Here is a 13,449-nt window from a genome sequence, read left to right on the forward strand (position 1 = left end):
GTCAGTTCCAGTCGGTCACGGTGAGGCGGATCCGCGCGTCGTCACCGACGATCGGCCGGGTGGTGGCGGGCAGCGGGATGCCGGCCACCCAGGTGCCGGGCGCGGCGTCCGCGTCGACGAGGACCGAACCGGTCTGCTCGTACTGGCCGATGGGGCCCGTGATGGCGGAGTTCCAGGTGGCCCGCAGCGCGGGAGAGCCGTTGTCGCTGCCGACGTCGACGACGAGGATGTCGTCGAAGTCCGCCGTCTGCTCGATGTGGTCCTGGAAGTCCAGGAAGCCGTTGTCGCGGGTGCGCAGGGACAGGATCCGCAGATGCAGCGCGTACCGCATGGAGCCGGAACCCTGGGGACTGGCCAGGTTCTCGCACAGGAAGGTGTGCGCCAGCGGGACCGCCCCGTCGGAGCCCGGGCCGGTCAGACCGGGCACGCTCTCCGCGGGCACGCTGTCCATCCCGTTCTGCAGTTGGATCGGACACCACTGGGCGCTCTTGCGCTCGTGCATCACGATCTGCAGACCGCGCACCGACAGAGCGACCTCCGCCTGCCACGCCGTGTCCTTGCGCCGCGGAATGTGGTGGTCGACGAGGTCGGCCTCGACCATGAGGTCGCCGAACAGGAAGCGCCGCAGATTCTGGTAGCCCTCCTCGGAGTTGACCAGCCCGTAGCGTCCGCTGTGGCTGCGGTGCACATAGGCCCGATGGGCGCCGGGGACGTACGCGTTGTCGATCTGCACCAGGCCGTCGCTGCGCGGCCCGACCACGGCGGAGGACAGACCGTACGCCACGTCGTAGTCGGCCGGATCGGTGCCGATCAGACAGAAGACCTGACGGAGCGGGAAGGCGTACGCCTCGTCGGCGGGGGTCATCGAGCGGGGATCCCAGTCGTCCTTCGGTTTCTGCTCGGCGCCGGCGCCCGGCGTCAGGTATTGGTACATCCGCTCACGGCCGAAGATCTCGGCGCCGTTGACGCCGATAGCGTCCCGCAGCTTCTCCAGCGCGCCGAAGCCGAAGTCGAAGGCGATGCCCCCGTGCGGGGTGCCGTAGGTGAAGAACTTGGCGACGACGTCGGTGGGCTTGACCTGTGCCTCCGGCAGGATTTTCTGGATCAGACAGCGGCAGATCAGACCGCCCATGGAGTGCGCGACCAGATGGACGCGTTGCGTCCCCGACTTCGCCGTGACCTTCTTGATCAGCTCGTACAGATCCTTCGCGGCGTCCTCCATCCGGAATTCCCTGGGCTTTCCTCCCCAGGTGCTCGCCGACGGATCGTAGAAGCGGTGGATCCAGATGGTGTCGACCGGAATGGCCGGCTGGGTGTCCAGGTAGTTCTCCTGGCTGCCCTCCACGAGGATCTGGTACTGCTCGTCCATGTGCAGCCGCAACAGCGGGCTTTCGAACTGGTAGAAGTCCGGCTCGTTGTCCGGTCCGACCCGGATGTGCGTGGAGCCCTCGTTGAATCCGTAGAACGGGTCCGCGACGGCGTTGTTGATGCCCGACTGACCGCCGGCGAAGCCGCGGACGTAGATGACGGGGAGTTTCGGGGACTGGGACATGACGGTCCGCCTGGGGTCGGCGTTCACCGGCGTCCGGAAGCCGTGCGTCCGGGCGGTCGGCGAAGACATGGGAGAGACAGGGCATCGCGACAGGGCATCGCGACCTCCTCATCGATCCGGGCCGGAGCCGGGATCCGCGGGGTCGGCAAGGACGACGTCGTAGCCGAAGCAGTGGCCGCCTCCCACGCTACGGAGCCGCCGTCAGCACGGCGTCAGCCTGCCGTCACCGGCCACGCCCGCCGACGGAGTTGCACCGTGTGGTGGGCGGGCCGAGACTTGACATACGGAGGTCTCCTCGACGGACGGCACGCCCTCGACTGACGGCATGCCCTCGGCGTTGCACCAGCGAATCATCACCCGTGACGCGCCGCCGGCGAGGCCGGGCAGCGAACCTTCGACGGCGCGCGCTCACGCACCACACTGTGAGCGAGGCGATCAAGGTGGCGTTCCCTCCTCCCCGGTTGCGGTTGCTCGGCCAGTTCCGGCTGGAGACCGGTACCGGGACCGTCGAACTGTGCCGCAACGGCCAGCGGCTCCTGGCGTTCATGGGGCTGCGCGGCCGGGTCTCCCGCACGGTCCTCGCCGGCACGCTGTGGCCCGACGTCACCGAGGAGCGCGCCCGGGGCAGCCTGCGCACCACGCTGTGGAAACTGCCGCGCGCAGAACCGCCGTTGATCGCCTGCTGCGGCGACGCGCTGCTCATCGCCCCGGCCCTGCGCGTGGACGTCCACACCCTCACCCGGACGGCGCTCGGCGTGGTCAGGGGCTGCGGCCCACCCCCTGACGCCCGTCGGCCGCTCGGGCTCCTGCTCGGCGAGGACCTGCTGCCGGGCTGGGACGAGGACTGGGTCCTGGTGGAGCGGGAACGCCTGCGGCAACTGCGGCTGCACGCACTCGACGCCCTGGCCGAGGCCCTGATCCGGCAGGGCAGACCGGCCCTGGCGATGGAGGCGGCGTGGGCGGGCGTACGCGCGGAACCCCTGCGGGAGAGCGCGCACCGGGCCGTCGTCTCGGCGCATCTCGCCGAGGGCAACGTCAGCGAGGCGGTGCGCCACTACCACGCCTTCCGCCGGTTGCTGAACGAGGAACTGGGCGTCGAGCCCTCGCCCCGGTTCGCCCGGATGCTCCCCGGCAGGCTCGGCCGATCGCACTGAGACCGTTCGGCGCCGGCGGCGACCGATGCCGACAACTCGGGCTCATGGGGCGGGAGTTGCCATATTGTAGAGAGATGGCGCTGCATCACCACAGCGAGAACCCGTGGCGGGTGAGGGTGGACGACGAGCGCGGGACCCCTTGTGGTGCGGGGGTGCTGCTCGACGACAGACACGTACTGACCTGTGCGCATGTCGTCCGCCGCGCCGAGGCGCAACCGCAGGGGATTGCGGACCATGTGCGGATCAGAAGTGTGGCGTGCGGTCCGGAGTGGACGCGCACCGCCCGGGTGGTCCCGGGATCGTGGGTGCACGAGGAGGGCGCGCGGCGCGGCGACGTGGCGCTGCTCGCCCTCGGCGAGCCCGTCGACTGCGGCACCAGGACCGCCCTGTGGAAGGTGCCCATCTCCGGCGGCAGGGTGCGCGTCTACGGCTTTCCGCAGGCCGAGCCGTACGGCATGGGGACGGACGCCGAACTGGCGGGTTCCGGCTGGCGCCAAGGCGAGTGGGGACTGCTGAAACGGATACGCGCCGGCGACCCCTGGATCCAGCCGGGCTATTCGGGCGCCGGGGTGGTGGCCCTGGACGGCGAGTTCGAAGGGAAGGTCATCGGCCTCGTGGTCGCCGACTACGACGACGGCGACGCCAGGGCGGCCTGGATGATGCCCACCGAGACGCTGCTGACCTACCTGCCCGGCATCGGGAAGTTCGCCGGCGGCCACCGCGCCGACGAACTGGGGCCGTCCGGCGGCGAGTTACCCAAGGACGTGCTGGGCGACCCGCTGCGACTGGCCCTGACCCAGGAACTCACCCGGCTGCTCGACGGAGGATGGTCGGGCACCGTCGTCGTCGGCACCGACGCCTCGGTCGGGGCGGGCTCCTCCTGGCTGGTGCGTCTGGTGCGCACGGCCGACCCGGCCGCCCGGGCGGCCGTCTCCGACGCCGAGCTGACCGGCGCGCCCGGCGGCACGGTCCTCGGGCTCGGCTCCATCGACGCGGCCTACGACGCCTGCGGCAGGTCCGTCGCCGAGGTGCGCCGCTATCTGCTGGGCCGGTTCGGGCTGCGCGCGGAGAACGACCGTGACGCGGTACGCCAGTTGGTGCACCGCCGGCCGCCCGCATGTCTGGTGGTGGGCCGCGTCGACCGGGCCGCGGATCCCGCCGCACTCGTCCGGGACCTGCTGGGGCCGTTGGCCGGCCGGGCCCGCTCGCGCGGACTGCGCCTCGTCCTGGGCTTCGAGGACCGGCCGCCCGCCGATCTCGCCCATGACGTGTCCCTCGACCCCGCGCCGATCGGCGGGTCGGCCTCCCGGAGTGTGACCTCGGCAAAGGCCCAGGCGGTCGTCGGGCAGCTCGCCGCCGAGGAGGAGGCGGCGGCCCGGCTGTGGGCGCGCTGGGGAGGGAAGTTCTTCGGCGCACAACGGTTGCCGCACAGCGTCGCGCCCCGACTGCGGGTCCGGCTGGCCGTCGCCCGCACCACCGAGCCGAACCCCGAACTCACCGCCGTCCACGACCGCGCCGTGGAGGCCCGCGCCCAGGTCGCGGGGTTCGACCGCGCCCTGCGGCGGCAGATCCAGACCTTCGACGACCTCGGCACGAGCCTGGAACTGCACCGCGTGCGCGCCGCGCGGTTCTTCGGCGACGAGGACCGGCGGCTCGCCGACCTCCACGCCCCCGCCGCCCGTGCGCTGCAGACCGTACCCATCGACCTCGCCGCCGCCCGCCGGCTGGTCAAGCGCTACACCGACGAGGTCAACCGCCGGATCGACGAAGGGTGACGCCGTGCCGATGTGCAACCGCGCCGACTGCGGCCTGGGCGAGATCGACGAGCAGGGCTTCTGCCCGAGGTGCGACCGGCAGCCCTTGCCGCAGGAGGGCGCCGCCGCCCCACCCGCCGCTCCACCCGGCGCCACGGCCGCACCGGCGCAGGGGGCCGGCGTCGGCGTGGCGCAGGTGCGCCCCGACCCCTGGTACGGCCTCGGTCTGATCGACGCCGACCACGCCCCCGAACTTCCGGACATACCGTCCCCCACGGCGGGCCCGGTCCCCGAGGACCACCGCTACTGCGCGAATCCCGTGTGCGGGAAACCGGTCGGCAGGGGCCACGGCGACGAGCCGGGCCGGACCGCGGGATTCTGCCCCCACTGCGGCACCGCGTTCGACTTCGCCCAGCCCCAGGGCCTCACCCTCGCCGGCCGCTACGACGTCGAGCGCGTCCTCGGCTCGGGGGCCTACGGGGCGGCCTACCTCACCCGTGACCGCAACCTCGAGACCCAGGTGGTCCTCAAGGTCCTCAACAGGTCGGTGGCCAGGACGGCCGAGCACGAGCGGGACATACTCGTCGGACTCCGGCACGACAGCATCGTCCGCATCCTGGGCTACGAGCCCGAGGGGCCGCACCTGGTGCTCGAGTACGTCCCGGGCGAGCCGCTCTCGGCCCGGGAGGGCGACCGGCTCGAAATCCTCCTCGGGCACGGGGTGCGGATCCTTCAGGCGCTCGACTACCTGCACGCCAGGGGCCTGCTGCACTGCGACGTCAAGCCCCTGAACATCATCCGGTTCCGGGAGGAGGGCTCCGCGGGCTCCGCCCGGCCCCTCGACCGGGTCCGCCTCATCGACTTCGGCGCGGTGCGGTCCCAGGAGGAACCCGGGCCGATCGTCGCGTACACCGCGCCGTACGCGCCCCCGGAGGGCGACCCGGAACATCTGCAGCCCACCCCCGGCTTCGACCTGTACGGGCTCGGGAAGACGCTGCGGGAGGTGTGCCGCTCGCACTGCACCGATCGCGCCGCCCCCGGAGTCGACTCGCTGATGCTGCTCCTGAACCGCGCCACGGACACCGCCGTGCCCCAGCGGAGATTCGTTTCCTCGCGTCAGTTCGGGGAGCAGCTCAGCGGAGTGATCCGGCAGATCGTGGCAGCACCGCCGGCCCGTCGGCAGGTGGCCCGTCCGTCGGCGCTGTTCGGCTCGATCACCGAGCCGCTGCACGGCGGACTGGGCGCGCCGCGACCGCTCGACCACTGGGTCCGGGCGGTCGCGACCGACGACGCGACGCTGACCATGCCCGCCCCGTTCTCCTGCCCCCGCCCCCAGGACATGGCGGCGGCGCTCCCCACCCCCCTCTCCGATCCCGACGACCCGCGCGTCGGCGACTCGGCCGGGAACGCGCTCGCCGAGAGCAGGCTCGCCCTGCGCCGCGGCGACGCGGACCGGGCCGTCGAGGCCCTCGCCCGCGCGGACCTGCCCGACTGGCACTGGCTGCACGCCTGGTACTCCGGTCTGATCGCGCTGGCACGCGAGAACGTGCCGAGAGCCGTCGGCCACTTCACCGAGGTGCGACAGACCCTGCCGGGCGAACTGATCCCGCAGCTCGCGCTCGGCCTGTGCGCCGAGTTCCGCGACGACCGCGACGCCGCCCGCTCGCACTACGGCACCGTCTTCGACACCACCCCCGCGATCGGCCCGGCCGGCTTCGGACTGGCCCGCGTGCACCTGCTGGCCGACCGGCGAGCGGAAGCGGTCGCCACCGCCGAGCGTCTGGCCGAGGAGTTCCGCTACGAACGCGAGGCGCGCGTCGCGGCCGTCAGACTGCTCGTCACGGTCCTCGCCGGGCCGGACCGCAGCGCGCCCACCGAGGACGACCTGACACGGGCCCGAGCGGCGCTGGACGGCCTCCACGCGGACGACGCCGCGGCCACCGGCCTCGGGGCCGAGATCCAGTACGCCGAGTTCCTGCGCACCCACGACCGGCTGAAGCTGTCCGAAGCGGTCCGCGGGCTCGGCGCCCACGCCTCCACCGAACGCGCGTACATCGCCCTGGTGGACCTGGCGAACCGGCTGCGGCCGGTGCCCGCCCGGGGCTGGCCGGGCCGCCGCAGCCGAACCCGCCGTACCCGTTTCGCAGCCACACCCGACACGCTAAGCTCCTGACCCGCTACGCAGGGACAAACAGGGGACGCGCAGCGACACTTGAGGACACAGTCGGGTGATGCCGGTGGGGGACAGCCCGCCCTTAACAGGGCTCAGTTTCGAAGTGGACGTGGACGCGCCGTCCGACCTGGCCTACGACGAGACCCGGGCGGACGCCCTCGTCACCGTCGGGGCCCGATCCGTCGCCGACGCGGTCCCGCGGACGGGGGCCGCCGAGATCCTCATCATGGACAAGTCGCTGTCCATGCGCGGCCACGGCAAGCTGGACGAGGCGAAACGCGCGATGTGCGCGGCCGTCGACACCCTGCGCGACGGGACGCTCCTGGGCATCGTCGCGGGCAACCACAAGGCCGAGGTCGTCTACCCGACCACGGGCGGCCTCGCCCTCGTCGACGCCGCGGCCCGGCAGGAGGCCAAGAGCCGGATCATCGGCCAGCTCGCCGAGGGCGGCACGGCCATCGGCCAGTGGCTGGCCTGCGCCGACCGGCTCTTCGCGTCGGTGACGACCCCCGGGACCGTACGCCACGCGGTGCTCTACACGGACGGCAAGGACGAGCACGAGACGCCCCAGCAGCTGGACAGCGTGCTCGAGGCGTGCACCGACCGCTTCGTGTGCGACGCGCGCGGACTCGGCGAGGACTGGCACTACGCCGAACTGCTGCGGATCACGGAGGCCCTGCACGGCACCGCCGAGGCCGTCGTCACCATCTCCGACCTCACGGAGGACTTCACCCGGAGCATGGAGCAGGCCCAGCGGATCGTCGTGGCCCGCGTCTATCTGGGCCTGCGCCTCAACGACCGCTTCCAGCTGGGCTTCGTACGCCAGACACGTCCCGTGGAAGCAGAACTGACGACGCGTCAGCTGCATGGCGACGAGATCCACGTCCCGCTCGGCTCCTGGTCGCCCGAAACACGCCAGTACCAGGTGTCGCTGCGCTTCGATCCCGAGACGCTGACCGTCGAGGAGAACCTGCGCGCCGCCCGCATCACCCTGCACGCCGAACAGAGCGACGGCGCACGCCTGCCGTGCTCCGCCACCACGGCCATGGTCGTACGACGGCGCGGGACACCCGGGTTCGGGATCCCGCCGTCCGCCGACCTCACCCGGGTCGAGAACGAACACGAACTGGGCATGGCCATGCGGGCCTGCGCCGACGCCCAGCAGCGAAGGGACTTCGACCGAGCCGACCGCGAGCTGCGCATCGCGGTGGGACTCGCCGAGGAGCTCAGGGACACCGCGCGCATGCGGCTGCTGCGCTCGGTGTCGGTCACCGGCCCCGACGGCAGGCTGCGGGTCCGCCGCGACGCGCCCCGCGGACAGGTGCAACGACTCGGCCTCGAATCGACCAGGACCGCTGCCCCGCCCGTCGACGCCCTCGAACTCCCGCCCGCCGACGGCCCGTCCACGCGCGACTGCCCGCGCTGCGGGGCGACGACCTCGGCGCGCTCCGCCAGGTTCTGCGAGAACTGCGGCCACCGCTTCGACGAGGCGACGACGGACGGCACCCCGGTGGACGCCGCATGAGCGCAGCGACCACGCAGCCCCGACGGTCCCTGCGCGAGGCGTTGACCGGCTGGGGAACACGGGCCCGGGCGGTCCATCCGGTGCGGGTGCTGCGCTGGCTCAGAGCGGGCGTGATCACCATGGTGCTGGCCACGGCACTGCTCTATCTGCTGGTGTCGACGCGGGCCGGCGACCAGCTGGCCGCCGCGAGGCGCACCGGCGGCGCCATCGAGGACATCGTCCAGGCACGGGACACGGCCGTGGCCGCGGACAAGGCGCTCGCGAAGGCCGCCGACACCGGCCAGGTCACCCTCATCGGCACGGGCACCGAGTTCGCCAACGACACCGCACGCGTGAACACCCTCGTCACCTCGGCGGCCGAGGGCAACGCGGCCGGAAACCGGGGGCAGGCCCAATTCCAGTTCATCCAGGGACAGTTGACCACCTGCGTCCAGCTCGCCAACACGGCGGTGCGCGACTACGCCCGCAGCGGGCGGGCCGGTCTGACCACCGCCCGGCAGGCCCTGACCGCCCCGAACGCGCGAGAACCCGGGACGGACGACCCCATCCCGGGCACCGGCGGCCTCAAGGCATCGCTCACCGACCTCGAGAACATGCAGCGACAGGCCCTCGACGCCCAGCGTGAGTCGCACTGGCTGAGCCCCGCCTACGTCTGGTCCCTGCTCGTCGGACCCGCGGCCGTCCTGCTCCTGTGCGTGCTCGCGACCGGCCGGATCGTCGTACGCCGCTTCCGCCGCCGTGTCAGCCCCCAGCTGGTCCTCGCACCGGTGGCCACCGCGGCGGTCGGGATCACCGCCAGCCTGCTGTGCCGGCACGACGCCCAGGCGCTCAGCCGGCATCCACTGATCGGACACTGGCTGACGACGACGCTCGCCCTGGGCCTCCTCGCGGCCGCCGCCGCGCTCGCCTACCTCGGCTACCGCCCCCGCCTCGCCGAGTACCGGTTCCCGCGCGCATGACCACGGTCAGGGACACGGCCATGAGAACGCTGCCGGCGCGCCTCGCGCGCTGCGTCCTGGTCCTGGGCCTGCTGCTGGCCGCGGCCGGCTGCGGCAGCGGCCCCGGACACGACCGGGTGACGATCATGATCCCCTGGTCCGGCAACGAGTTCCAGGCGTTCTACTCGGTCGTCAAGTCCTTCGAGGACGACACCGGCATCCAGGTGGACGTGCAGGTCACCCGCGCCCTGACCCAGCAGCTCGACGCCGCGGTGGCGGCCGGGGCGCCGCCCGACCTCGCCATGCTGCCCAGCGTCGGAGCCATCTACCGGTACGCGGACCGGGAAGCGGAGAACGACAGGAAGCTACAACCGCTCCGGGTCCCCACGGACGCCTATCTGGAGCCGTTCCGCGGGCTGTCGAAGGTGCGGGGCGAGGTCTACGCGGTGCCCGTGAAGGTGGACGTCAAGAGCCTCGTCTGGTTCGACCCCGCGGTGACCGGGCGGCCGTCGCCGGCCGACCTCCGCAAGACCGGGACCTGGTGCCTCGGACTGGAGTCCGGCCCCACCTCCGGCTGGCCCGGCGCCGACTGGATCGCCGACATCCTGCTCGCCCAGGGCGACGGCGCCGCCTACAAGCAGTGGCTCTCGGGCGCCCTGGAATGGAACTCGCCCCCGCTCAAGCAGGCGTGGACCACCTGGCGCAACCTCGTGGGGACCGGTGTCGAGGGCGCCGCCGTCCGCAACTTCGGCGAGGCCGCCGCGGGAATGGCCGGCACACCCCGCACCTGCTCCCTCGCACACGGCGCGCTGTCCGCGATGGGGTTCAGAAAGGGGCAGAGCCACGACTACCTGCCGTCCTCCTCGACGCGCCGACTGGAGGTCTCGGCGGACTTCGTCGGCATGTTCACCCACGACAATCCGAGCGCCGAGGCCTTCATCGCCTACCTCGCGGAGACGAAGGCCCAGCAGTCCTGGGTGAACCAGGGAGCGGGCTCCGCGTTCTCCGCCGACAGCCAGGTCACCCGCTACGACGACGCCGTCCAGCAGCGGATAGCCGGCATGCTCCGTCCGGACTCCGGCTACACGCTGTGCTTCGGCGCGGCCGACACGATGACCCCCGATGTGTCGGCCGCCTTCTACCGGGCCGTGCTCGACTACGCGACCGCCGGCACGAAGGACCCCACCGGCCTCCTCGACGATCTCGACGAAGTCCAGCACAAGCTGGGGAAATCCCCCGTCCCCCCGGACAAGCTCTGCGCGACGCTGACGAGCTCGTCGTAACGCGGGAAAATAGTTCGCGCCGTGATGTCGAGAACCCGCGGCCGGCTCCGTCCCTGCTACGAACGCGACCACAAGGGGTCGCACCAGGACCGAGGAGAACCACCATGGCCAAGTACCTGCTGCTGAAGCACTACCGCGGAGCCCCGGCCGCGGTCAACGACGTGCCCATGGAGCAGTGGACGCCCAAGGAGATCTCGGAGCACGTGCAGTACATGCGGGACTTCGCGGAGCGGCTGGAGAAGAGCGGGGAGTACGTCGACGGTCAGGCGCTCGCCCCCGAGGGGACATGGGTGCGGTACGACGGCGAGGGGCGCCCGCCCGTCACCGACGGACCGTTCGCCGAGACCAAGGACCTCATCGCCGGGTGGATGGTGATCGACGTCGACAGCTACGAGCGGGCCGTCGAGCTGGCCGGGGAGCTGTCGGCCGCCCCCGGGGCCGGCGGGAACCCGATCCACGAGTGGCTGGAGCTGCGCCCGTTCTACGGCGCGTCGCCCACCGACATGGACTGCCACGCCGGTGGATGAGGCACTGCTGAGAAGCCTCACGCCGAGCGTGCTCACCGTCCTCGTCCGCCGCGGAGCAGACTTCGCGGCGGCCGAGGACGCCGTCCAGGACGCGCTCGTCGAGGCGGTCCGCGGCTGGCCGGCCGACCCACCCCGCGATCCCAAGGGCTGGCTGGTCACCGTGGCCTGGCGGAAGTTCCTCGACCAGACCCGCGCGGACACCGCACGCCGTCGACGTGAGGACCGTATCGAGGACGAACCGGCGCCCGGCCCCACGACCGCCGTGGACGACACGCTCCAGCTCTACTTCCTGTGCGCCCACCCCTCGCTCACCCCGTCCTCCGCCGTCGCCCTCACCCTGCGGGCCGTCGGCGGCCTCACCACCCGCCAGATCGCCCAGGCCTACCTGGTGCCCGAGGCGACCATGGCGCAGCGAATCAGCCGCGCCAAGCGCACCGTCTCCGGCGTGCGGTTCGACCGGCCCGGCGACGTCGCCACCGTCCTGCGCGTCCTCTACCTGGTCTTCAACGAGGGCTACTCCGGCGACGTCGACCTCGCCGCCGAAGCCATCCGGCTCACCCGCCGGCTCGCGGCGGCGATCGACCACCCCGAGGTGGCGGGGCTGCTCGCCCTCATGCTGCTCCACCACGCCCGCCGCGCCGCCCGGACCGCGCCCGACGGCAGCCTGGTCCCGCTCGCCGAGCAGGACCGCAGCCGCTGGGACACGAAGTCGATCGCCGAGGGCATCGCCATCCTGCAGACGGCCCTCGCCCGCGACCGCCTCGGCGAGTTCCAGGCCCAGGCCGCCATCGCCGCCCTCCATGCCGACGCGCCCACGGCCGAGGAGACCGACTGGGTGCAGATCGTCGAGTGGTACGACGAGCTCACGCGGCTGACCGACAGCCCGGTCGTCCGGCTCAACCGCGCGGTGGCCGTCGGCGAGGCCGACGGACCGAGAGCCGGCCTGGCCGCGCTCGCGGCGCTGGACGACTCGCTGCCCCGGTACACCGCGGTGGCGGCTTACCTCCACGAGCGCGACGGCGACCTGGCGACGGCGGCCCGGATGTACGCCGAGGCGGCCCGCAAGGCGCCCAACCTCGCCGAACGCGACCACCTGACCCGCCAGGCCGCCCGCCTCAACACCCGCCTGTCGTAGCTCAGGCCCTACCCCTGAAGCCGCCAGACCCGGTTCTTCTTCGTGCCGAGGGCGCTCGCGCGGTCGCAGGTCCGCATTACCGATGAAGATCTTGGTCAGTGGCCGCGGGCGTCTCGGGCCGGCGCCTCCCGGGCCAGCAGCCCGGCGCGCAGCTCCAGCGGGGTCGCCCCGTGCCAGCGACGCACCGCCCGCCGGAGGGCGCTCACGTCGGCGAACCCCGCCTGGCGGGTGATCTCACGGAGCGTCAGTTCCGGTCGTCGTAGCAGCTGTTCGACCTGCTCGCGACGTACCCCGTCGACGATCGCCTCATAGGTGGTGCCGCACTCGGCCAGGCGACGGCGCAGGGTGCGCTCGCTGGACGCGTGCCTGCGGGCCTGCTCGGGGAAGGAGGGCACGGCGGGAAGGCTCTGCGCGATGGAGATCTCCAGCACCTCCAGCAGGTCCTGCTGGTCGCGCCGCGACGCCGTCTCCCTCTCCAGCACCTCCAGCACCGAGGCATAGGTGATGGCGTCCCACCCCGGCATGGCCGCGCGGGCCCACCGAGCGGGGATCACCATGCGGTTGCCGGCGGCGTCGAAGCGCAGGGGGCAGCGGAAGAGTTCGTCGAACGGGCGTGTGTCACGCGGCGCGGGAAAGGCGAACTCGACCGCCTGCGGGGCGTACGCGGCGCCGACGCTCAGCCGGGTGAGGGTGACGACGCTGGAGTACGCCTCCTCGATCAGGAAGACGCCGACCGTCGGATCCAGCGCGGGGTCCGGCAGGTCGGCGCGCAGCACATAGCCGGCGTCCTCCCAGCCAGCGGACCACACCGTCATCGCCCCGGAGAGGTTCTGGTAGCGCACGCCGGTCTCGATGGCGTCCTGATGAGTTGCGGCGGCCATCATGGCGAAGCCGAGCAGTCCCCACGCGGTCAGGTGCTGCGCCGCGCCCACGCGCAGCCCCAGGTGCTCGTCCCCGGTCAGCCGCACCGCCTGCCGGATGACGTCACTGCCCTGCCGGTAGGAGACCCGCAGCGCGGCGGAGCCCAGCACCGTCGGGTCCAGCCCGACCCGGGTCAGCAGCGGTTGCAGGTCGACGCCGTGCTCCTCGACGACCCGGGTGAGATAGCGGAGGATGTTCGGCGCGATGGTGGCGGAGGTGCTGCGGCTCGTTCCCGGAGAACTGGCCGGAGCGGGAGCATCAGGCATCGCGTTCCCTCTCACCAGGGCGTTTCTCGCTTCACTGTAAGCAACCGGCCCCCGTGTGTCGCCCGGGTGGCCGCCGGAGCCCCCATTTCGGCCTCCGACGCGCTGCACACGGCCTTTCCGCCCTCCCTACGGTGTGCGGAAACCCGCCCGCCACCCGCCCTGCCGTGCGCGAGAAATGAAGGCTCACGATGACTGCACCTCGTCGGACCGCGGCTCGGCGC

10 protein-coding genes are annotated in these 13,449 nt (G+C 72.4%); 8 read left to right on the forward strand and 2 right to left on the reverse strand.

What is annotated here, in order from left to right; translation table 11 throughout:
- Nucleotide 1: 1 nt before the first annotated feature.
- Nucleotides 2-1,621, reverse strand: a complete 1,620-nt coding sequence (locus B5557_RS38705; RefSeq protein ID WP_443031313.1) for an esterase/lipase family protein — start codon at nucleotides 1,619-1,621, stop codon at nucleotides 2-4.
- Nucleotides 1,622-1,974: 353 nt separating this feature from the next.
- On the opposite strand from B5557_RS38705, the gene B5557_RS38710 reads away from it, so the two are divergent.
- The 8 genes from B5557_RS38710 to B5557_RS38745 all read left to right on the forward strand — a co-directional run bounded on the left by B5557_RS38710 (nucleotide 1,975) and on the right by B5557_RS38745 (nucleotide 12,041).
- Complete coding sequence (locus tag B5557_RS38710) at nucleotides 1,975-2,706, forward strand: AfsR/SARP family transcriptional regulator (RefSeq protein ID WP_079663861.1); 732 nt, start codon at nucleotides 1,975-1,977, stop codon at nucleotides 2,704-2,706.
- A 74-nt stretch (nucleotides 2,707-2,780) separates the two neighbouring features.
- Nucleotides 2,781-4,481 carry a S1 family peptidase gene (locus B5557_RS38715; RefSeq protein WP_159424473.1) on the forward strand — a complete coding sequence of 567 codons (1,701 nt, stop codon included), beginning with the start codon at nucleotides 2,781-2,783 and terminating at the stop codon, nucleotides 4,479-4,481.
- 10 nt (nucleotides 4,482-4,491) lie between these two features.
- Nucleotides 4,492-6,633, forward strand: a complete 2,142-nt coding sequence (locus B5557_RS38720) for a tetratricopeptide repeat protein (protein WP_079663863.1) — start codon at nucleotides 4,492-4,494, stop codon at nucleotides 6,631-6,633.
- Between the two features lie 103 nt (nucleotides 6,634-6,736).
- Nucleotides 6,737-8,158, forward strand: coding sequence for a VWA domain-containing protein (locus B5557_RS38725; RefSeq protein ID WP_159424474.1), 1,422 nt, complete (start codon nucleotides 6,737-6,739; stop codon nucleotides 8,156-8,158).
- Nucleotides 8,155-9,117 carry a hypothetical protein gene (locus tag B5557_RS38730; RefSeq protein WP_079663865.1) on the forward strand — a complete coding sequence of 321 codons (963 nt, stop codon included), beginning with the start codon at nucleotides 8,155-8,157 and terminating at the stop codon, nucleotides 9,115-9,117. The genes B5557_RS38725 and B5557_RS38730 overlap by 4 nt, the downstream gene beginning before the upstream one ends.
- Before the next feature lie 20 nt (nucleotides 9,118-9,137).
- Nucleotides 9,138-10,379: an ABC transporter substrate-binding protein gene (locus B5557_RS38735; RefSeq protein WP_159424475.1), complete on the forward strand. Its 1,242-nt coding sequence runs from the start codon at nucleotides 9,138-9,140 to the stop codon at nucleotides 10,377-10,379.
- Between the two features lie 104 nt (nucleotides 10,380-10,483).
- Entirely contained in the window at nucleotides 10,484-10,906 is a 423-nt protein-coding gene (locus tag B5557_RS38740) for a YciI family protein (protein ID WP_079663867.1), read from the forward strand.
- Complete coding sequence (locus B5557_RS38745; RefSeq protein WP_079663868.1) at nucleotides 10,899-12,041, forward strand: RNA polymerase sigma factor; 1,143 nt, start codon at nucleotides 10,899-10,901, stop codon at nucleotides 12,039-12,041. Before B5557_RS38740 ends, B5557_RS38745 begins: the two co-directional genes overlap by 8 nt.
- Nucleotides 12,042-12,136: 95 nt before the next feature.
- Here B5557_RS38745 and B5557_RS38750 read toward each other — a convergent pair whose 3' ends face one another.
- Entirely contained in the window at nucleotides 12,137-13,228 is a 1,092-nt protein-coding gene (locus tag B5557_RS38750) for an AraC family transcriptional regulator (RefSeq protein WP_079663869.1), read from the reverse strand.
- Nucleotides 13,229-13,449: the final 221 nt, after the last annotated feature.

The organism is Streptomyces sp. 3214.6 (assembly GCF_900129855.1).
Lineage (GTDB): Bacteria > Actinomycetota > Actinomycetes > Streptomycetales > Streptomycetaceae > Streptomyces > Streptomyces soliscabiei.